Source organism: Acuticoccus mangrovi, from assembly GCF_016411865.1.
GTDB lineage: Bacteria > Pseudomonadota > Alphaproteobacteria > Rhizobiales > Amorphaceae > Acuticoccus > Acuticoccus mangrovi.
Window position 1 is genome coordinate 160,120 of record NZ_JAEKJA010000003.1, and the last position, 20,082, is coordinate 180,201.

Below are 20,082 nucleotides of genomic sequence, written 5' to 3' on the forward strand. Positions count from 1 at the left end.
CATCTTGGCGGACGTCGTCCTCGTCGACGACCAAATCTGCATTCCCAAAATATTCATGGAACCCCGCCCTGCACACCGGAGGCAATCCCTCCGGCAAGGCAGATGAACGCCCTATGATGTCCGCTGGTTTCCCGTAGAAATTGAATTTTTCTCGATAACCGATCCCCACTCTTCGATCAGAACGCGTACTCTCCGCCGACGTTCAGCTCCCGCAACACGCCTGACAGTGTGGGAGTACCGGGATGACTGGGACGCGCGCGACGACGCCTTCGGCTTCACTCACGATCAACGCCCTTTTGACCGATCAGGCGTGGGCCGGCCCGGTGACCCTCGGCTATCTCAGCGCCGTGCCGATGACGAGCGCCGCGACGGGTCACGGGATGAGCGCCCCCTCCTCCCTCCTGGTGCGGGCGATGGAGGCCGCGGTCGCCGAGGTCGAGAGCTTCACTAATCTCAGCATCCGCACCGTCACCGGCGGCGCCGCGGCCAACGCCGACATCCGCGTCTTCCAGGCCGACGGCGTCACCATCGGCGGCGAAGGCATGACCCTCGGCGGCTACGCCCTCTTCCCCTCCGTCCAGCCCGACGGCGGCGACATCTGGATGGGCAACGGCCTCCTCAGCAGCCTCACGCCGGGCCACTTCGGCTATCGCGCCGTGCTGCACGAGCTCGGCCACGCCCTCGGCCTGAAGCACCCCGACGAGGCCGGCCCGTTCGCGACGCTGCCGGCGATCCTCGACAGCGCCGAGCACTCGGTGATGAGCGCCCGCTCCGCCGCCGGCGCCGACGCCAACGGGCTCGGCACCGATCCCGAAGGCCACGCCGAGACCTTCATGCCCTACGACATCGCCGCGCTGCAGCACCTCTACGGCGCCGACTACTCCGATCGCGCCAACGACCGCTACGTGTTCGATCCCACCGAGCGCGTGATGCAGCTCACCATCTGGGACGGCGGCGGCAACGACACCTACGACTTCGGCCGCTACATCACCCCCCTCACCATCGACCTCACGCCCGGCGGCCACTCGGTGACGGGCCAGGAGCCCCAACTCACCCGCGCCCAGGCGCTGTCGGAGGGGGTCGCCCCCACCCTCGCGGACGGCGCAGTCCACAACGCCTACCTCCACCGGGGCGACTGGCGCTCCGCCATCGAGAACGCCGTCGGCGGCGCCGGCGACGATCAGATCATCGGCAACCGCCTCGCCAACGCGGTGAACGGCGCCGCCGGCGACGACACCATCCTCGGCCGCGAGGGCAACGACACGCTCAACGGCGGTGCCGGCCGCGACCAGATCTCCGGCGGCGCGCACGACGACGTCCTCAACGGCCACGCCGACGACGACACGCTCAACGGCGAGGCCGGCAACGACCGCCTCTTCGGCAACCACGGCGACGACCGCCTCGTCGGCGGCGCCGGCTTCGACCGCCTCTTCGGCGACATCGGCAACGACACCATCCTCGGCGGCGCCCAGGGCGACCTCGCCTTCGGCGGCGACGGCGACGACGCCATCGCCGGCGACGCCGGCAACGACCGTCTCGACGGCGGCGCCGGCAACGACATCCTCCTCGGCGGCTTCGACGACGACGTGCTCTTCGGCCAGTCCGGCAACGACCTTCTCGCCGGCCACACCGGCAACGACCGGCTGTGGGGCGGCGCGGGCAACGACCGCCTGGAGGGTCATGTCGGCAACGACTTCCTCGCCGCCGGCGCCGGCGACGACATCGCCCGCGGCGGCCCGGGTGACGACCTCGTCCACGGCGGCGTCGGCGACGACCAGCTCACCGGCGACGCCGGCAACGACCGCATCGTCGGCAGCTGGGGCGACGATCGGATGGCGGGCGGCCCGGGATCGGACATCTTCGACCTCACCGGCCGCACCTTCCACGACGTCATCGTGGACTTCACCCCCGGCCAGGACCGGCTCGACGTCGACGACCCCGCCGCCGCCTTCGCGAGCGCGGAGCAGGTCGGACGCGACGTCGTCCTGACGCTGAACGGGTCCGGCGACACGGTGACGCTCCTAAACCTCGCCCTCACCACCCTCGACGCCGACATGCTCTTCTGACGACGCGCGGCCGCGCCATGGTCAGAGGGATGCGGGCGGGTCAAGGACGCCCGCAGGGCGCCCGAAGGGCTTGTCCTTGACGCGCCTGCATCCCGCCCCACGCTCGCAACAGGGGTTCAGGACAGAGGGGCGCGCAGCGACCGTCTGATCTGAACCCCTGCCGGGTGGCGAACCGGGGGAGCGCGAGGGGGAACACCCTCGCCCTTCGTGGAGAACAAAGCCGGCGCGCAGCGCCGTCCTGCTCCCCACCCCGTCTCCAAAACGAAAGGGCCCGCCATCGGGCAGGCCCTTCCCTCGGTCGGTTGTGCCGCCGGTCAGCGCGTCAGGCGCTTGTACTTCACCCGGCGCGGCACGATGGCATCCGGCCCGAGGCGGCGCTTCTTGTCCTCCTCGTAGTCCTGGAAGTTGCCTTCGAACCACTCGACGTGGCTGTCGCCTTCGAAGGCGAGGATGTGGGTCGCGAGCCGATCGAGGAAGAAGCGATCGTGGCTGATCACCACCGCGCATCCGGCGAAGTCCTCGAGCGCGTCTTCCAGCGCCGCGAGCGTCTCGGTATCGAGGTCGTTGGTCGGCTCGTCGAGGAGCAGCACGTTGGCGCCCGACTTCAGCATCTTCGCAAGGTGCACGCGGTTGCGCTGGCCGCCCGACAGGTTCCCCACCTTCTGCTGCTGGTCGCCGCCCTTGAAGTTGAAGGCGCCGACATAGGCGCGCGAGTTCATTTCCCGCTTGCCGAGCTCGATCACGTCGTTGCCGCCCGAGATCTCCTCCCAGACGGTCTTCTTGCCGTCGAGCGTGTCGCGCGACTGGTCGACGTAACCGAGCTTCACCGTGTCGCCGACGCGGATCGACCCGTCGTCGGGCGTCTCCTTGCCGGTGATCATGTTGAACAGCGTCGTCTTACCGGCGCCGTTGGGGCCGATGATGCCGACGATGCCACCCGGCGGCAGCTTGAAGGTCAGGTCGTCGATCAGGAGGCGGTCGCCGAACGACTTCTTCAGCCCCTCCACCTCGATCACCGTGTCGCCGAGGCGCGGCCCGGCGGGGATGATGATCTGGGCGTCGGAGGAGCGCTGGCGCTCCTCGTTGCGCTGGAGCAGCTCCTCATAGGCCTGGATACGGGCTTTCGACTTGGTCTGGCGCGCCTTGGGAGAGGACTGGATCCACTCGCGCTCGCGCATCAGAGCGCGCTGCTCGGCGTTCGCCTCGCGGCCTTCCTGCTGCAGCCGCTTGGCCTTCTTTTCCAGATAGACCGAGTAGTTGCCCTCGTAGGGGATGCCCCGCCCGCGGTCGAGCTCGAGGATCCACCCCGTCACGTTGTCGAGGAAGTAGCGATCGTGGGTGACGATCAGGATCGCGCCTGGATATTCGCGCAGATGGTTTTCGAGCCAGGCCACGGTCTCGGCGTCGAGGTGGTTGGTGGGCTCATCGAGAAGGATGAGGTCGGGCTGTTCCAGGAGCAGGCGGCAGAGCGCCACGCGGCGCTTCTCGCCGCCGGAGAGGTTCGCGACGTCGGCATCGTCCGGCGGGCAGCGCAGGGCGTCCATCGCCTGGTCGATCTGGCTGTCGAGGTCCCACAGATTCTGCGCGTCGATCTCGTCCTGGAGACGTGCCATCTCGTCGGCGGTCTCGTCGGAGTAGTCCATGGCGAGCGCGTTGTAGCGGTCGAGCTTGGCCTGCTTCTCGGCCACCCCGTCCATCACGTTCTCGCGTACGGTCTTGTCCGGATCGAGCTGCGGCTCCTGCGGCAGGTAGCCCACCTTGGCGCCCTCCGCGACCCACGCCTCGCCGTTATATTCCTTGTCGAGCCCGGCCATGATCTTGAGGAGCGTGGACTTGCCCGAGCCGTTCGGCCCGAGCACGCCGATCTTGGCGTCCGGGTAGAATTGCAGGTGGATGTTGTCGAGCACCTTCTTCGACCCGTAGGTCTTCGACAACCCCTGCATGTGGTAGATGTACTGCCGTGCCATCCGGCCCTTCCTCGCTATCCATTCAGCGGGCGCGGCAGGTCGCCGCGCCGCAGCCTCCCGCCCTCGCCCTCGTCTGCTGCCTCGCCCACATCGACGGCAAGGCGTCGCCAATTCGCTCTCGACGTCACATCCCGTCATCCGGCGCCCCGCCGGGCCCGTATCAGTGTTCCCTACGGCCTTTCGGCCGGCCGCGAAAGAATGACGTCCTCGGATCAGCTCAGCGCACGGATGACGCCGTAGGAAAGCGTCCCCGGAGCCGGCCCGAAGCCCTTCACGAGCACCTTCCATGGCGAGCGATCAGCACCATCCCACCAACGATGACCAGCGCATCTCCCCGGGCGACACCCTTTCGGAGAGCGCCGCCCCACCCGGCCCGCCGCAACGCCTCATCGGATTGCGCCGGACGGAGGGCAGCCATGTCACCATTCATGGCTTCGACCCGCGGACCGACGGGATCGACCTCCGGTTCGCCATCGCCTTGAGCGAGATCGCGATCCGCGAGGCGGGCGAGAACTGCCTCATCGCCGTCGGCGAAGGCCGCAAAATGGGCCAAAGCATGATGCTCGTCGGGGTGGGCGCGAGCGCGATCGGTCGCACCCATTTCGTCAATCCTCGGCCGGAACCGATGCCGGGCGAGCCGGCGCCGCAATCCCTCCCCGGGTGGCGCCGCGCCCTCGTCTCGCTGCTTGCCTCACTGAGGCTGAGGCGCCGCGCCTGAGCGCAGGCCGCACGCTCCGGTGCGGCCCGAGCCGCCGGCGGTCGCGCTGGAGGCGCGAAGCCTAACGCCCCGCGCGGTCGCGGCCGCCGCCGTCAGTTGAAGCGCACCTCGGTGATCTCGTAGGCGCGCGCGCCACCCGGCGCCGTCACCTCGACGGAATCGCCCACCGCCTTACCGATGAGCGCCCGGGCGATCGGCGAGGAAATCGAGATCCGCCCCGCCTTCACGTCCGCCTCGACGTCGCCCACGATCTGATATTTGCGTTCCTGCTCGGTGTCCTCGTCGACCAGAGTCACGTGCGCGCCGAACTTCACCGTGGTGCCGGACAGCTTGCGCACGTCGATCACCTCGGCGCGCGACAGCATGTCCTCCAGCTCGGCAATGCGTCCCTCGTTGTGGCTCTGGGCCTCCTTCGCCGCGTGGTACTCCGCATTCTCGGAGAGATCGCCATGGGCGCGCGCCTCCGAGATCGCCGCGATGATTTTCGGGCGCTCTTCGGAAGTTCTCCGCTTCAGTTCACTTTCGAGCGACGCATACCCCTGCGCCGTCATCGGGATCTTTTCCATGGTTCGAACTTTCTCAGACGCCGCTCAGTGAGCGAATCGGTTCACTGTCCAACAAGGTGTGATCGAAATGCAAGCACTCGCTCACGGTGTCAGCAACGCGCTGACGTAGGATTGCATGGGACGAACCTCAAGTTCACCCGCCCCCTGTCGCGCGATACCTTCCACCGCCGCGAGTGCACCGGCAAGCGTCGTGTAATAGGGCACCTTGTGAAACAACGCCGTGCGCCGCATCTCGCGCGAGTCGGCGAGCGACTGCGGGCCCTCGGCCGTGTTCAGCACCAGCTGCACCTGCCCATTCTTGATGGCGTCGACGATGTGCGGCCGGCCGTCCGACACCTTGTTGATCCGCTGGCACGGGATGCCCGAGGCCTCCAGCTCGCGCTGGGTGCCCGACGTCGCCATCAGCGAGAAGCCGTGCTCGACGAGGCGGGTGGCCGCCACGCGGATCGCCGCCTTGTCGCCGTCGCGCACGGAGATGAACACCGTGCCCTTCTGCGGCAAGGCGTTGCCGGCGGAAATCTGCGACTTGGCGAACGCCAGGGCGAAGGTCTTGTCGATTCCCATCACCTCGCCGGTCGACTTCATCTCCGGGCCGAGCACCGTGTCGACCTCGGGGAAGCGGGCGAACGGGAACACCGCCTCCTTCACCGCCACGTGGTCGAGCGGGCGGTTGCTGAGACCGAAGGTGGAGAGGCGCTCGCCCGCCATCACGCGGGCGGCGATCTTGGCGATCGGCACGCCGATGGTCTTCGCCACGAAGGGCACGGTGCGCGAGGCGCGGGGGTTCACCTCCAGGATGTAGATGGTGCCGCCCTTCACCGCGAACTGCACGTTCATCAGTCCCACCACGCCGAGCGCGAGCGCCAGGGCCGAAGTCTGCGCCCGCAGCTGCTCCACGACCTGGTGCGACAGAGTGCGCGGCGGCAGCGAGCAGGCCGAATCGCCGGAGTGGATGCCCGCCTCCTCGATGTGCTCCATCACGCCGCACACGAACACCTCGTCGCCGTCCGACAAAGCGTCGACGTCGACCTCCACCGCCCCATCGAGATAGCGGTCGAAGAGCAGCGGATTCTTGCCGAGCAGCATGTTGATCTGCCCGGTCTTGTCGTTCGGATATTTCGAGCGGACGTGCGGCGGAATGAGGTCCTGCAGCGTGCCGAAGAGATATTTGTCGAGGCTGTCCTCGGTGCGAATGATCTCCATCGCCCGCCCGCCGAGCACGTAGGAGGGGCGCACAACGAGGGGCATCCCGACGTCCGCCGTCACGAGACGCGCCTGCTCGACCGAGTAGGCGATGCCGTTGTCGGGCTGGCGCAGCCGGAGCCGGGTCAGAAGCTTCTGAAAGCGGTCGCGGTCCTCGGCGAGGTCGATGGCATCGACGCTCGTGCCGAGGATGGTGTAGCCCGCGTCGACGAGCCCCTCGGCGAGCTTCAGCGGCGTCTGGCCGCCGAACTGCACGATGACGCCCATCAAGCGCCCGGCGGACCGCTCTACCCGCAGGATCTCGAGCACGTCCTCGAGGCTCAGCGGCTCGAAATAGAGCCGGTCGGAGGTGTCGAAGTCGGTCGAGACCGTCTCCGGGTTGCAGTTGACCATGATGGTCTCGACGCCCGCCTCGGCCAGCGCATAGGCCGCGTGACAGCAGCAATAGTCGAACTCGATGCCCTGGCCGATGCGGTTCGGACCACCGCCGAGGATCACCACCTTGTTGCGGTTGGAGGGCGCCGCCTCGTCCTGCGGCGCGTCGCCGAACTCGCCCTCGTAGGTCGAGTACATGTAGGCCGTCGGCGCCGCGAACTCGGCGGCGCAGGTGTCGATGCGCTTGTAGACCGGGCGCACGTTGAGCCGGTCGCGCAGCGCCGCCACCTCTTCCGCCCCGTTGAGATTGGCAAGGCTCGCGAGACGCTGGTCGGAAAAGCCCGCCGCCTTGAGGCGGCGCAGCATGCCCGCCGTCTCCGGCAGCCCGTAGGCGCGCACCCGCTCCTCGAGCGCCACGATCGCCGCGATCTCCTCCAGGAACCACTTGTCGATGCGGCTCGCCCGGTAGACGTCGTCCACCGTGAAGCCGCGGCGCATCGCCTCGGCCACCTTGAGGATCCGGTCCGGGCGCGGCACGCCGATGGCGGCACGGATCGCCTGGTTGTCCTCGCCCGCCCCGAGGCCCTCGATCTCCATGTCGTCGAAGCCCGTCAGCCCGGTCTCGAGGCCGCGCAGCGCCTTTTGCATGGCCTCGCCGAAGGTGCGGCCGATGGCCATCACCTCGCCCACGGAGCGCATCGAGGTGGTGAGCGTCTGGTTGGCGCCGGGGAACTTCTCGAAGGTGAAGCGGGGGACCTTCACCACCACGTAGTCGATGGTCGGCTCGAAGGAGGCCGGCATCGCGCCCTTGGTGATGTCGTTCTCGAGCTCGTCGAGAGTGTAGCCCACGGCGAGCTTCGCCGCGACGCGGGCAATCGGGAAGCCCGTCGCCTTGGAGGCGAGCGCGGAGGAGCGCGACACGCGCGGGTTCATCTCGATCACCACCATGCGCCCGTCGTCGGGGTTGATGGCGAACTGGACGTTGGAGCCGCCGGTCTCGACGCCGATCTTGCGCAGCACCGCGATCGAGGCCGACCGCATACGCTGATATTCCTTGTCGGTCAGCGTCAGCGCCGGGGCGACGGTGATGGAATCGCCGGTGTGCACGCCCATCGGGTCGACGTTCTCGATGGAGCAGATGATGATGGCGTTGTCCGCACGGTCGCGGACCACCTCCATCTCGAACTCCTTCCAGCCGAGCACGGATTCCTCGATCAGCACCTCGGTGGTGGGCGAGGCGTCGAGGCCGCGCTCGACGATATCCAGGAACTCTTCCCGGTTGTAGGCGATGCCGCCGCCGGTGCCCGCGAGCGTGAACGAGGGGCGGATGATCGCCGGCAGCCCGATCACGTCGAGCGCCTTCATGGCGTCGGCGAGGTTGTGGGCGATCTCGGAGCGCGGCGATTCCAGGCCGATCTCGTTCATCGCCGATTTGAAGCGGTCGCGGTCCTCGGCCATGTCGATCGCGTCGGCGTTGGCGCCGATCATCTCGACGCCGTACTTGTCCAGCGTGCCGGCATCGAACAGCGCGAGGGCGCAGTTGAGCGCGGTCTGCCCGCCCATCGTCGGCAGGAGCGCATCAGGGCGCTCCGCAGCGATGATCTTCTCGACGATCTCCGGCGTGATCGGCTCGATGTAGGTGGCGTCGGCGAGCTCCGGATCGGTCATGATGGTGGCCGGATTGGAGTTCACCAGGACCACCCGGTAGCCCTCCTCCTTGAGCGCCTTCACGGCTTGCGTGCCCGAATAGTCGAACTCGCAGGCCTGCCCGATGATGATCGGGCCGGCGCCAATGATGAGGATCGTCGATAGGTCGGTGCGTTTCGGCATGAAGGACCGCTGAGCCGTTGGGTTGGTGCGGGGGGAAGAGTGCGCCCGCTATAAGCCTTTCCTCCCCGCACGAAAAGGCGCTCAGTCCTCCTCGTCGTCGTCCTCGTCGTCCTGAACGGGTGCCGGCTCGGGTTCGCCCGGCATCGACCATTCCACCGTGCGCCCGTCGAACTCCTCGACGCCGCAGGCGATGGCATAGCAGGCAAGACGCACTGTCTTGGGGATCTCGACCGGCTTCCCGTCCCGGTCGCCACGCTCATAGTACTGGATCATCCGCCGCTTCAACCCAAGCCGCGCGGCCAGCTCCTTCTGCTTCCAGCCGTTGGCCTTTCGCCAATTGCGGAACTGTTCCGGTGTCATTACCCGTCCTTCAACAAGCGCACTTATTGCACTTACCCCCTTTAAAAGGCGCACGGGGTGCGTATATGGGGAGTGTGAGGCGCACTGATTGCGTGACACGTACAAAGGAAAAGACGCGAACGCCAGACGTTTCAGCACTCAACCACGCGATCCGAATGAAAGGAGATCACGCCATGCTTAGCCACCTCGTTCTCGGACAGGCTCTCGTCCGCGCCACGCCGGAGACCATCGCGCGTCCTGCGACGCCCAAGGCGACCGCTCCTTTTGCGAAGCCGGCCGGCCGCTGAACCGAATTGCTGATTTAAGGGAACCCAATCGATCGCCTTGGCGCTAAACTTCTCGTAGATGGCCCCGCACGGGCCGAGACAAGGGAATGCGCCAATGCGTTGGGAGAACCGCCGCCGCAGCGACAACATCGAGGACCGCCGCGGCGGCGGCCTCTTGCGGGGCGGCGGAATGCGCCGGATCCCCGGCATTCGCATCCCCAGCGGCGGGTCCGCGGGGGGTGCCCGCCGCGCCGGCGGCGGCTCGATCTTCCTCATCATCGTGATCGCCGTCGGCCTCTGGGCCTTCGCCGGCATCAACCCGCTCCAGCTGCTCGACATGCTGGCGCGGCAGGACGGGTCCGTCGTCGTCGGCAGCCCCTCCACCAGCACACCCACCCAGCAAGCCGGCAACGACAGCCAGAGCGCCTTCGTCGGCGTCGTCCTCGCCGAGACGGAGGACACCTGGGGTCGGATCTTCCAGGCGAACGGCGGTACCTACACCGAGCCCCGGCTGGTGCTCTACGACGGTTCCGTCCAGTCCGCCTGCGGCCTGTCGAGCGCCGCCACCGGCCCCTTCTACTGCCCCAACGACCGCAAGGTGTACCTCGACCTCTCCTTCTTCGGCCTGATGTCGCAGCGCCTCGGCGCTCCCGGCGACTTCGCCCAGGCCTACGTCATCGCCCACGAGATCGGCCATCACGTGCAGAACCTCACCGGCGTGCTCGGCCGCTACCATCAGGCGCGCCAGTCGATGAGCGAGGCCGCCGCCAACCGCGAGAGCATCAAGGTCGAGCTGCAGGCCGACTGCTATGCCGGAATCTGGGCCCACGCCGCCGACGACATCGGCATCCTGGAGGAGGGCGACATCCAGGAGGCGCTCAACGCCGCCTCCGCCGTCGGCGACGACATGCTGCAGCGCCGCCAGCAGGGCTATGTCGTGCCGGAGAGCTTCAACCACGGCACCTCGGCACAGCGCGCGCGATGGTTCGAAACCGGCTACCGCTCCGGCAATCCCGCCGACTGCGACACCTTCTCCCCCGCCACCCTGTGAGGGAGCGCATAGCGGCCATGCACGCCTTGGATATCCTGCCGGGACGACCGCGCCGAACGCAACGGCCGTGCGATGCGGCGATCCCTCAGAGGGGCCGCACCATCATCGCGACCGTCTTGCCCTCAGCCTCGTTGAGCCGCTCTTCGACCGCGCCGAAGCCGAGCCGCGCGTGGAACGCCATCGACTGGGGGTTGGGCGGGTCGACGTTCACCTCGCTGAGGACGCGCGGGAAGGACAGCGCCCTCGCCCGCTCGATGGCCGCCTCGTAGAGGAGGCGGCCGACGCCGGTGCCGCGCGCCGCCTCCGCCACCACGACGCGATCCACGTAGAGGAAGCTGTCGAAGCGGGCGTCGAACCAGCGATAGTTGAGGCTGTCGTAGGGGCGCCCGGCGGGCATCGTCAGCGCGAAGCCGGCGACGACGTCGTCCCGGCGCACCACATCGAGCCAGCCCATGGCGACGAGCGCTTCGAGGCGCGGCAGGTCGAGCAGGTTCACCGCCGGCACCGCGGCGTTGTTGATCACGAGGATGTCCGGCCCGTCGCGCTGAAGGTCGGCGGGCTCGACGACCGACTGGACGCCCGACATCAAGGTGCCGTCGAGGCTTTCTCGGCCATCACCATCCCGAGGAAGCGGTCGAAGAGGTTGTGACTGTCGTGCGGCCCGGGCGAGGCCTCCGGATGATACTGCACCGAGAACACCGGCCGATCCGTCAGCGCCATGCCGCAGTTGCTGCCGTCGAACAGCGAGCGATGGGTCTCGCGAGCGTTGGGCGGCAGCGTGTCGGCGTCCACGGTGAAGCCGTGATTCATCGACACGATGGACACCGTGCCCGTGTCGAGATCGAGCACCGGATGATTCGCCCCGTGGTGGCCCTGCCGCATCTTGCGCGTCTTCGCGCCGATGGCGAGGCCCAGGAGCTGGTGGCCGAGACAGATCCCGAAGGTCGGCAGGCGTCGGTCGATCAGCGCCCGCAAGGTGTCGCCGATCACCTGCGCCGTCGCCCCCGGATCGCCGGGACCGTTGGACAGGAACAGCGCGTCGGGCTCGGTCGCCAGCACCTCCTCCACCGTGGCGTTCGCCGGCAGCACGGTGATCTGGGCGCCGCGCGAGGCGAGCAGGCGCAGAATGTTGCCCTTGATGCCGTAGTCGAGCGCGACGATGCGCGGCCCGTCGCCGTGCTTGGCGTCCTCGAAGCCCTCGCCCCACTTCCACACGCCCGCCTGCCACGGCACCGCCTCGCGGCCCGACACCCTGGTGGCAAGCTCCGCCCCGGCCATGTCCGGCGCCCCCCGCGCGAGGGCGAGCAGGGCGGGAACGTCGAAGTTGCCGTCCGGATCGTGCTGCAGCGCGCAATTCACCATGCCGTTGTCGCGGATGCGCGCGGTGATCGCCCGCGTGTCGACGCCGGTGATGGCGACGATGCCGCGCTGCTCGAGCCAGGTCGCGAAGCTCTCGCCGGCGCGCCAGTTCTGCGGCGCGGAGATCGGCGCCCGCAGAACGCACCCGAGCGCCGCGTTGGCGGCCTCGGCGGCGACGGTTTCCACATCATCCTCGTTGGCGCCGACATTGCCGATATGTGGAAAAGTGAAGGTCACGATCTGCCCCGCATAGGACGGATCGGTGAGGATCTCCTGATAGCCCGTCATCGCCGTGTTGAAGCAGAGCTCGCCCACCGCCGTGCCACGCGCGCCGGCGCCCTCCCCCATCAACACCAACCCGTCGGCAAGCGCCAGGCAAGCGGTCGGCCGTAATTCGGCCCAGGGGGCAGCACTCATCGAGAGGTCCTTTTCACGCGGGGGACTGGGGTGGACGCACCGGCTAGGGCACACGGACGCCGACCTCAATGCTTAAAGGGTGATATAGGCGTTGAACACCCACCGTGCACAGCAGCAATCCGGATATGCAGAATGGGATCAACCACCCTCCCTTGGATTCTTAACAATCTGTGCCATTTTTAGTCGCCAAGCGTTAACGGTGCCATTGGACGATGCTTTTGCGTCACGTCACACCGTTTGCGACATGACCAATATGCGCATTGACCTGATTTGGCTGTTGGCGCCGGTGTATGATGGTGTTAATCGCCACGCCGCGCCTTACCGTGTCAGCTGGGTGTCATCATGATTGTGCGAGAGCAACTGCAAACCGCCATCCGTGAAGCTGCCGAGCGTGACGATCGACGTCGCCTCTGTACGCTCCGACTGATTCAGACCGCGATCCGCGATCGCGATCAGGCCCATTGCGTCGGCAATGGCGAGAAGATCACCGAGAGCGAGGTCGCCGCCCTGCTCGACCGAATGATCAAGCAGCGAGAAGAACAGCTCGCCGCTCGAAATACGGCCGAGAACGACGAGCAGATCGGACGCGAGATCGAGACCATCCGCGAGTTCGTCCCGCGTTTGATGGACGACAGCTCGCTGCGGACCGCCTGTAAACAGGTCGTCACCGAAATCGGCGCCGCAGGGCTCCGCGATGTCGGCCGCACCATCTCGGCGCTCAAGAAACGCTACCCCGGCCAGCTCGACCTCGGCCGCGCGAGCTGCGTCGTGAAGGGCATGCTGCGCTAGCGTCCGACGCGCCGGCTCCGCCTCTCCCACAGCCTCCGCCAGCGCCCTCGGCGCATCGCGAACAACGGGGAAAGACCTCACCCCCGACGACATGACGGGCACGACGCCCGCCGAACCATGCTATCGGTCGATCTTGAATTGGGAACGGCCATGCGCTTCTCACCGGAATTCCTCGCCTCCCTGCGCGAGCAGGTGCCGCTGTCGCAGATCGTCGGCCGCGCGGTGTCGTGGGACAAGCGCAAGTCGCAGCCCGGCCGGGGCGACCTGTGGGCCTGCTGCCCCTTCCATCAAGAAAAGACCCCGTCCTTCCACGTCGACGACCGCAAGGGCTACTATCACTGCTTCGGCTGCCACGAGTCCGGCGACCACATCAGCTTTCTCACCAACCACGACGGGATGGATTTCGTCGACGCGGTGAAGGAGCTCGCCAATCTCGCCGGCGTGCCGCTGCCCGAGCCCGACCGGCCCGAGCCCGCCGCCTTCCGCGAGCGCCGCTCCGAGCGCAGCGCCCTGGAGGCGGCGGCCGCGCTCTACGAATCGACCCTCTGGGGCACCGGCGGCCGCGCCGCCCGCGACTACGCCACCGGCCGCGGTTTCTCCGAGGAGACGCTGAAGACCTTCGGCTTCGGCCTCGCCCCCAACACGCAAGGCTTCCTGGTGCGCCACCTCGCGCGCGAGGGCGTCGCCGAACGCGAGCTGGAGCGCGCCGGACTTGCCGTGCGCCGCGACGGCGGCCCACTGCGCGACCGCTTCCGCGGGCGCCTCATGGTGCCGATCCACGACCCGCGCGGCCGCATCGTGGGCTTCGGCGGCCGTACCCTCGACGGGCGCGACCCCAAATATCTGAATTCCCCCGAGACTCCGCTCTTCGACAAGTCGACGCTGCTCTTCAACGCCCACCGCGCCCGCGGTCCGGCCCACCGCTCCGGCCGGCTCTTCGTGGTGGAGGGCTATCTCGACGCCGTCGCGGTGGCCGCCGCCGGAGTGGACGAGGTGGTGGCGAGCCTCGGCACCGCCCTCACCGAGGCGCAGATCAAGCTCGCCTGGACCCTCGCCGACGAGCCGATCCTCTGCTTCGACGGCGACAATGCCGGCCGCTCCGCCGCCCACCGCGCGATAGACCGCATCATCCCGCTCCTGTCGGGCGGGCACTCCTTCCACTTCCTGGCGCTGCCGGAAGGGCAGGACCCCGACGACCTCATCCAGTCCGGCGGCCGCGCCGCCTTCGACGCGCTCGCCGAGCGGGCGGTGCCCCTCGTCGACGCGGTCTTCGAGCGCGAGGCGGACAAGGGCGCGGACACGCCCGAACGCCTCGCCGCCCTTGAGAGCCGGCTCGACGCGATCGCCGGCCAGATCGGCGACGAGCGCGTCTCCCGCCTCTACCACCGCGCCTTCCGCGACCGCCTCTTCGCTCTGCGCCGGGCGCAGAGCCGCCCTGCAAAACGCGAGGAGCGCGGCCGCGCCACCCTCGCCGCCCCGCCCCTGCCGGCCCCCGCGACGCTCGACCGCGCCCTCCTCGATCTCGAGCGCATCACCCTCGGCCTCCTCATCCTGCGGCCGTCCTTCATCGAGCGCTTCGGGGAGCGGCTCGGCGAGGGCATCTTCGTGTCCGACGCCCACGCCGGCTTCCTGTCGCTGGTGATGGAGACCTACGCGCAGGCCCTTCCCGAAACGCCGGAGGACCTCACCGAAGCGCTGCCGCCGCACGCGCGCATGTGCCTGTCGGAAGTCTGGGGCGAGGGCCGTCACGCCGTCGGGCCGCGGCTCCTGGAGCGTTTCTCGATCCTCACCTGCGAGCCCGGGGATGACTTCCTCGCCCGCTGCATGACGCTGTTCCTCAACCGCCTGTCGCTGCGGGCGGAAGTGGCCGAGCTCGCCAACGAGCCGAGCCGTCTCGCCGGTTCCGGCGCCGACGGAGAGAGCCGGCTTCTGTCCCTCTCGGCCGCGGTGCACGCCCACACCACAGCCGTCCAGGACGCCGAACGGGCGCTCGCCGACGAGGCTGCGGCAATCCGCCGCACGAGAGCACTCGCCGGAACCGTTTCGCCGTCGAAGTCGCTCTTATAGATGCTCTGGTTCTTGCACCATGCCTCCAGCGCGTTATCTACTTTCCCTCATAGGATGAATCTCGGCCGATCCGGCCTGCGGTGCCGCCTGTTTCGCAGGAGAGCGTACCGCGGCCCGAAAAAAGTTTCGTGACGCGGACCGATCGTCGGATGTAGGCAACGCGCACCGCGCGCGACGATGCAACGGTATTGGAGGCTCGATGGCGACCAAGGCAAACGCGGCAGAAGACAAGGACGCCCAGCCCGAAACTTCCGACGGTCCGCTCCTTGATCTCAATGACGCGGCTGTCAAAAAGCTCATCAAGACGGCGAAACGCCGGGGCTACGTCACCCACGATGAGCTGAACGAAGTCCTCCCCTCCGAAGAGGTGACCTCCGAGCAGATCGAGGACACCATGGCGATGCTCAACGACATGGGCATCAACGTCGTGGAGAACGACGAGCAGGAGGAGTCGGACGATTCGGAGGAAAGCCGCGAGCTGACGGAAGCGGGCACCAAGGCCGTCGCCAAGACCACGACGCGCGAGCCGGCGGAGCGGACCGACGACCCGGTGCGCATGTATCTGCGCGAGATGGGCTCGGTGGAGCTTCTGTCGCGCGAGGGCGAGATCGCCATCGCCAAGCGCATCGAGGCGGGCCGCAACTTCATGATCGCCGGGCTCTGCGAGAGCCCCCTCACCTTCCAGGCCATCATCATCTGGCGCGACGAGCTGGTGGATTCGAAGGTGCTGCTGCGCGAGATCATCGATCTCGAGGCGACCTACGCTGACCCGGAAGGCAAGAACCACCTCTCCCAGTCCGAAGGCGACGAGGGCGCGTCGAGCAACGTCATTCAGCTCAACGGCCGCGGCGCCGAGGCGAAGGACGAGTCGGAGGAGGAGTCCGACGACGACGACTTCGAGAGCTCCATGTCGCTCGCCGCCATGGAGGCGGAGCTGAAGCCGAAGGTGCTCGAGACGTTCGAGGCCATCGCCGAGAACTACAAGAAGCTGCGCAAGCTGCAGGAGCAGGTGGTCGAGTATCACCTGTCCAACGAGGAGCCCCTCACCCAGGCCCAGCAGAAGCGCTACAAGAAGCTGCGCGAGGACGTGGTCGCCTCGGTGAAGAGCCTGCTCCTCAACCCGCAGCGCATCGAGAGCCTCGTCGAGCAGCTCTACGACATCAACAAGCGCCTGATGGGCCTCGAAGGCCGGCTGATGCGCCTCGCCGATTCCTACGGCGTCGACCGGGCCGACTTCCTGCAGCACTACCAGGGCTACGAGCTCGACCCGAACTGGATCGGCCGTGTCGGCCAGCTCCCCGGCCGCGGCTGGAGCGAGTTCGTCAAGCACGAGGCGGACACCGTCACCGGCATCCGCCAGGAGATCCAGGAGCTCGCCACCCAGACGGGCCTCGAGATCACCGAGTTCCGCCAGCTCGTGCAGAAGGTGCAGAAGGGCGAGCGCGAAGCCCGCCGCGCCAAGAAGGAGATGGTCGAGGCGAACCTGCGCCTCGTGATCTCCATCGCCAAGAAGTACACGAACCGCGGCCTGCAGTTCCTGGACCTCATCCAGGAGGGCAACATCGGCCTGATGAAGGCGGTCGACAAGTTCGAGTACCGGCGCGGCTACAAGTTCTCGACCTACGCGACGTGGTGGATCCGTCAGGCGATCACTCGCTCGATCGCCGACCAGGCGCGCACCATCCGCATCCCGGTGCACATGATCGAGACGATCAACAAGATCGTGCGCACGAGCCGCCAGATGCTCCACGAGATCGGCCGCGAGCCGACCCCGGAAGAGCTCGCCGAAAAGCTCGCGATGCCGCTCGAGAAGGTCCGCAAGGTCCTGAAGATCGCCAAGGAGCCGATCTCCCTCGAAACGCCCATCGGCGACGAGGAAGACAGCCACCTCGGCGACTTCATCGAGGACAAGAACGCGGTGCTGCCGATCGACGCCGCGATCCAGTCCAACCTGCGTGAGACGACGACGCGGGTGCTCGCCTCCCTCACCCCGCGTGAGGAGCGTGTCCTCAGAATGCGCTTCGGCATCGGCATGAACACCGACCACACCCTCGAAGAGGTGGGTCAGCAGTTCTCGGTGACCCGCGAGCGCATCCGTCAGATCGAGGCGAAAGCCCTGCGCAAGCTCAAGCACCCCTCGCGGTCGCGCAAGCTGCGCTCGTTCCTCGACAGCTAAGACCTCCCCTCGTCGGGCGCCCTCGACGCGCCCGATCCCGCGGCGCTTCCGTCCAGCGATCCCGCATGGCATGCTGACATGCCGTGCCGGGTGAGATGGCGGTCGCGCGCGCTATGTTCGCAGAAACCGCCAACGGACAGAGAAAGGCCGCGCGTTGAAAGCCAACGGCGCCCCCATCGACGTCATCCGCAACTGGCTGCTCGGTGATGCGATCACCGGCGAGCTGTCCACCATCGTCGAAGGCCTCGGATATCGGCTGTTGAAGTATGGCGTTCCCGTCCACCGCCTCACGGTGAATTTCGGGCTGATCAATCCGTCACTGCTCGCCGCGGGTCTGATCTGGCGCCCCGGCCGGCCCATCGACTTCGTGCGCTACGACTACGCCAACCGCGACTCCGGCATGTACGAGCGCAGCCCCTTCAAGCTCGCCGAGAAGGAGGGCCGCCGGATTTCCATCGACGTCGCCGCGACGCCCGACGACGCCTTCGGCGTCATCCCCGAGCTCAAGGCGGAGGGGCTGTGCCACTACGCGGTGTTCCCGCTGCGCAACTCGGTCGGCACCAACATGTACCTCACCATCGCGACGCGTGACGCGGCGGACTTCACCCCGGCGCAGTACGACCTGCTCGACGCCCTGTCGCCGGCGATCGTCGCCATGCTGGAGATCAAGACGCTGCGCTTCACCCTGCGCGACGTGCTCGGCGCCTACGTGGGACGCGCGGCCGCCCGCGAGATCGTCCAGGGCACGGTGCATCGCGGTCAGGTGACGGCGATGCGCGCCGCGATCCTCGTCGCCGACCTCAGACGCTTCACTCAGCTCTCCACCGAGCTTCCGCCCGAGGCGACGGCCGACCTCATCAACCGCTACTACGACATGGTGGTGCCGGCGATCGAAGCCGGCGGCGGCGAGGTGCTGAAGTTCATCGGCGACGCGGTGCTCGCGGTGTTCCCGGTCAACGGCAACAACGACGCCACCGCCACCCTCGCCGCGCTCGACGCCGCCCGCGCGGCCCTTGCCGCCAACGACGGACCGTTCGAGGTGAACGGGCGCGAGCTCGCCATCACCTTCGGCATCGCCCTCCACATCGGCGAGGCGGTCTACGGCAACGTCGGATCCGGCAATCGGCTCGACTTCACGGTCATCGGCCGCGACGTGAACATCGCCGCCCGCATCGGCACGCTGTGCAGCCGGCTCGGCCGCAACTTCCTGGTCTCCGCCGCCGTCGCCGACATCGCCCGCGCCCATGGCCAGCCGATGACCGATGCCGGCGCGCACGCGGTGCGGGGCCTCGACCGGCCCCTCACGGTGTTCGTCCCCGGCGACGGTCCCCTCGACCCGGAGACCGACGACGGCGTCTCCCAGGGCCTCGTCTTCGTCGCGCCCGAATGAGCCTCGCTCGGGCGCGCCCTTCGGCATGAGCCTCAGTCGGCGATGGCCCAGCTCATGACCACGGTCGCCGACACGCTCATCTCGCCGGTCTCCACCGGCACCGCGGCCCGCGCCATCAGCATCGGCTGAGGCCCCGGCCCCCGCATCTGATCGGAGAGGCGCTGCAGATCGCCGAGCTTCACCCCGGCCGCGTCGGCATAGAGCTTGGCCTTGGCGATGGCGTCGGCCACCGCCGCCTTGCGCGCCTCGTCCTCGAGCGGCTTGGAATCGGCGAAGCCGAGGCTCAGCCCGTCGATGCGGTTGGCCCCCTTGGCGATGGCCCCGTCGATGAGACCGCCGAGCGCCGCGAGATCGCGCACCCGCACCTCCACCCGGTTGACCACCTGATAGCCGGCGACGGGATCGTCCGCGGCGCCGGGATCGTCGCTGTTGCGGTAGCGCGGCATCACCGCGACGCCGGTGGTGCGCAGGTCCCGGTCGGCGACGCCGGCCGCCTTCAGCCCGGCCGTCACCGCGCTCATCGTCTCGCTGTTGGCGGAGACCGCCTCAGCCGCCGTCGCCGCATCCGTCTCCACCGCGAGCGTGAGGGTCGCGAGATCGGGCACGCCGCTCGCCTCGCCCATGCCGGTCACCGTGATGCGGGCCCCGTCGGCCATCGCCTGGATCGGCAGCGCCAGCGCTCCACCGAGCCCGACCACCACCATCATCGCCAGAAGTCGGCGCATCGTCTTCTCCCTGCCCGGCCGCTTGTGGGCGCATCGCCGGCCGGGTTCGGCCGATGCGCGTGGGGTGCTCCCGCCGCCACCGGCGGGAGCCACGGTCAAATCGGGGGGTGGATAATGGCGCTGCCGCCCGCGCGTCTGTCACGCACTCCGCATGATCCGGCCAACCGCCTGATGGTAGGGGAGGCAGGATTCGAACCTGCATCTAAACCGTTATGAGCGGCGGGCTTTACCGTTAAGCTACTCCCCCCGACCGGGCGCTCCGCCGAGGCGGCGCCCATCCGTCCCGACTAGCGGCCCCGGCCGCGTCAGGCAACAGCGCCGCCGCCCTCAGGCGACGATGCGCGACCACATGATACGCGGCTCTTCACGAAAGGCGAAGCGCTCCAGGTGGGTGCCGACCACCTCTTCCAAGTGGGCGAGATCGTCCACGCTGTCCGCCTCTCCCACGAGCGTCAGCGCCTCGCCCGCCACGCGCATGGTGCACCGTCCGAACGGAAAGGCCACCTGGCCCTCGCCGTCTTCGTATCGAGCTTCCACCTTATGGGCGAAGTGCTTGCACAGCTGCGCCGCATAACGCTCGGCCTTCGGCGTGATCATGGTGGCAACGGCCTGCATATCAGTCTCCCTCTTTGGACACTCAACATCGTGCCGAAGCGACAGGTGGCACCCTTAACCATGATCGGCAAGAGGCAATATCGTGGCTGTAAGTGATTGGAATTGTTCAACTCGTACATTAAACTGGCATAAAGGGAAGCCA

At 67.9% G+C, this 20,082-nt stretch carries 15 protein-coding genes and 1 tRNA gene; 7 read left to right on the forward strand and 9 right to left on the reverse strand.

From position 1 onward, the window contains the following. The first annotated feature begins 242 nt into the window (after window positions 1-242). The gene (locus JCR33_RS04750) at window positions 243-2,066 is read left to right on the forward strand and encodes a M10 family metallopeptidase C-terminal domain-containing protein (protein ID WP_198880882.1); all 1,824 of its coding nucleotides are present in this window, start codon (window positions 243-245) and stop codon (window positions 2,064-2,066) included. A gap of 314 nt (window positions 2,067-2,380) precedes the next feature. On the opposite strand, the gene ettA is transcribed toward JCR33_RS04750, so the two are convergent. Continuing rightward, entirely contained in the window at window positions 2,381-4,033 is a 1,653-nt protein-coding gene (gene ettA / locus JCR33_RS04755; protein WP_198880883.1) for an energy-dependent translational throttle protein EttA, read from the reverse strand. Window positions 4,034-4,319: 286 nt separating this feature from the next. On the opposite strand from ettA, the gene JCR33_RS04760 reads away from it, so the two are divergent. Beyond that, window positions 4,320-4,751 carry a hypothetical protein gene (locus JCR33_RS04760; RefSeq protein ID WP_198880884.1) on the forward strand — a complete coding sequence of 144 codons (432 nt, stop codon included), beginning with the start codon at window positions 4,320-4,322 and terminating at the stop codon, window positions 4,749-4,751. Between the two features lie 92 nt (window positions 4,752-4,843). On the opposite strand, the gene greA is transcribed toward JCR33_RS04760, so the two are convergent. From greA to JCR33_RS04775, 3 genes are all read right to left on the reverse strand, one after another. Further along, window positions 4,844-5,317 carry a transcription elongation factor GreA gene (greA, locus tag JCR33_RS04765; RefSeq protein ID WP_198880885.1) on the reverse strand — a complete coding sequence of 158 codons (474 nt, stop codon included), beginning with the start codon at window positions 5,315-5,317 and terminating at the stop codon, window positions 4,844-4,846. 81 nt (window positions 5,318-5,398) lie between these two features. Continuing rightward, entirely contained in the window at window positions 5,399-8,725 is a 3,327-nt protein-coding gene (carB, locus tag JCR33_RS04770; RefSeq protein WP_198880886.1) for a carbamoyl-phosphate synthase large subunit, read from the reverse strand. Between the two features lie 81 nt (window positions 8,726-8,806). After that, complete coding sequence (locus JCR33_RS04775) at window positions 8,807-9,085, reverse strand: helix-turn-helix domain-containing protein (RefSeq protein WP_198880887.1); 279 nt, start codon at window positions 9,083-9,085, stop codon at window positions 8,807-8,809. Between the two features lie 381 nt (window positions 9,086-9,466). On the opposite strand from JCR33_RS04775, the gene ypfJ reads away from it, so the two are divergent. Further along, window positions 9,467-10,402: a KPN_02809 family neutral zinc metallopeptidase gene (gene ypfJ, locus JCR33_RS04780; RefSeq protein ID WP_198880888.1), complete on the forward strand. Its 936-nt coding sequence runs from the start codon at window positions 9,467-9,469 to the stop codon at window positions 10,400-10,402. 85 nt (window positions 10,403-10,487) lie between these two features. Here ypfJ and JCR33_RS04785 read toward each other — a convergent pair whose 3' ends face one another. Beyond that, window positions 10,488-10,988 carry a GNAT family N-acetyltransferase gene (locus tag JCR33_RS04785; RefSeq protein ID WP_198880889.1) on the reverse strand — a complete coding sequence of 167 codons (501 nt, stop codon included), beginning with the start codon at window positions 10,986-10,988 and terminating at the stop codon, window positions 10,488-10,490. After that, the gene (carA, locus tag JCR33_RS04790; RefSeq protein WP_198880890.1) at window positions 10,988-12,178 is read right to left on the reverse strand and encodes a glutamine-hydrolyzing carbamoyl-phosphate synthase small subunit; all 1,191 of its coding nucleotides are present in this window, start codon (window positions 12,176-12,178) and stop codon (window positions 10,988-10,990) included. Before carA ends, JCR33_RS04785 begins: the two co-directional genes overlap by 1 nt. A gap of 342 nt (window positions 12,179-12,520) precedes the next feature. Between carA and JCR33_RS04795 the strand changes: the two genes are divergently transcribed. From JCR33_RS04795 to JCR33_RS04810, 4 genes are all read left to right on the forward strand, one after another. Further along, entirely contained in the window at window positions 12,521-12,967 is a 447-nt protein-coding gene (locus JCR33_RS04795) for a GatB/YqeY domain-containing protein (protein ID WP_198880891.1), read from the forward strand. Window positions 12,968-13,117: 150 nt separating this feature from the next. After that, window positions 13,118-15,034, forward strand: a complete 1,917-nt coding sequence (gene dnaG, locus JCR33_RS04800; RefSeq protein ID WP_198880892.1) for a DNA primase — start codon at window positions 13,118-13,120, stop codon at window positions 15,032-15,034. 199 nt (window positions 15,035-15,233) lie between these two features. Beyond that, window positions 15,234-17,210 carry an RNA polymerase sigma factor RpoD gene (rpoD, locus tag JCR33_RS04805; RefSeq protein ID WP_198880893.1) on the forward strand — a complete coding sequence of 659 codons (1,977 nt, stop codon included), beginning with the start codon at window positions 15,234-15,236 and terminating at the stop codon, window positions 17,208-17,210. Window positions 17,211-17,364: 154 nt separating this feature from the next. Continuing rightward, the gene (locus JCR33_RS04810; RefSeq protein ID WP_198880894.1) at window positions 17,365-18,600 is read left to right on the forward strand and encodes an adenylate/guanylate cyclase domain-containing protein; all 1,236 of its coding nucleotides are present in this window, start codon (window positions 17,365-17,367) and stop codon (window positions 18,598-18,600) included. A gap of 32 nt (window positions 18,601-18,632) precedes the next feature. Here the strand turns inward: JCR33_RS04810 and JCR33_RS04815 are convergent, their stop codons facing one another. From JCR33_RS04815 to JCR33_RS04825, 3 genes are all read right to left on the reverse strand, one after another. Further along, window positions 18,633-19,325 (reverse strand): SIMPL domain-containing protein, encoded by a 693-nt coding sequence (locus JCR33_RS04815; protein WP_198880895.1) that lies wholly within the window; start codon window positions 19,323-19,325, stop codon window positions 18,633-18,635. 172 nt (window positions 19,326-19,497) lie between these two features. After that, window positions 19,498-19,572 (reverse strand) — tRNA-Ile (locus tag JCR33_RS04820). A gap of 80 nt (window positions 19,573-19,652) precedes the next feature. Next, complete coding sequence (locus JCR33_RS04825) at window positions 19,653-19,940, reverse strand: DUF2218 domain-containing protein (protein ID WP_198880896.1); 288 nt, start codon at window positions 19,938-19,940, stop codon at window positions 19,653-19,655. Window positions 19,941-20,082: the final 142 nt, after the last annotated feature.

Coding starts and splice junctions, on each gene's coding strand:
- JCR33_RS04750 (WP_198880882.1), top strand. CDS start 243: ATGACTGGGACGCGCGCGACGACGCCTTCGGCTTCACTCACGATCAAC.
- ettA (WP_198880883.1), bottom strand. CDS start 4,033: ATGGCACGGCAGTACATCTACCACATGCAGGGGTTGTCGAAGACCTAC.
- JCR33_RS04760 (WP_198880884.1), top strand. CDS start 4,320: ATGGCGAGCGATCAGCACCATCCCACCAACGATGACCAGCGCATCTCC.
- greA (WP_198880885.1), bottom strand. CDS start 5,317: ATGGAAAAGATCCCGATGACGGCGCAGGGGTATGCGTCGCTCGAAAGT.
- carB (WP_198880886.1), bottom strand. CDS start 8,725: ATGCCGAAACGCACCGACCTATCGACGATCCTCATCATTGGCGCCGGC.
- JCR33_RS04775 (WP_198880887.1), bottom strand. CDS start 9,085: ATGACACCGGAACAGTTCCGCAATTGGCGAAAGGCCAACGGCTGGAAG.
- ypfJ (WP_198880888.1), top strand. CDS start 9,467: ATGCGTTGGGAGAACCGCCGCCGCAGCGACAACATCGAGGACCGCCGC.
- JCR33_RS04785 (WP_198880889.1), bottom strand. CDS start 10,988: ATGTCGGGCGTCCAGTCGGTCGTCGAGCCCGCCGACCTTCAGCGCGAC.
- carA (WP_198880890.1), bottom strand. CDS start 12,178: ATGAGTGCTGCCCCCTGGGCCGAATTACGGCCGACCGCTTGCCTGGCG.
- JCR33_RS04795 (WP_198880891.1), top strand. CDS start 12,521: ATGATTGTGCGAGAGCAACTGCAAACCGCCATCCGTGAAGCTGCCGAG.
- dnaG (WP_198880892.1), top strand. CDS start 13,118: ATGCGCTTCTCACCGGAATTCCTCGCCTCCCTGCGCGAGCAGGTGCCG.
- rpoD (WP_198880893.1), top strand. CDS start 15,234: ATGGCGACCAAGGCAAACGCGGCAGAAGACAAGGACGCCCAGCCCGAA.
- JCR33_RS04815 (WP_198880895.1), bottom strand. CDS start 19,325: ATGCGCCGACTTCTGGCGATGATGGTGGTGGTCGGGCTCGGTGGAGCG.
- JCR33_RS04825 (WP_198880896.1), bottom strand. CDS start 19,940: ATGCAGGCCGTTGCCACCATGATCACGCCGAAGGCCGAGCGTTATGCG.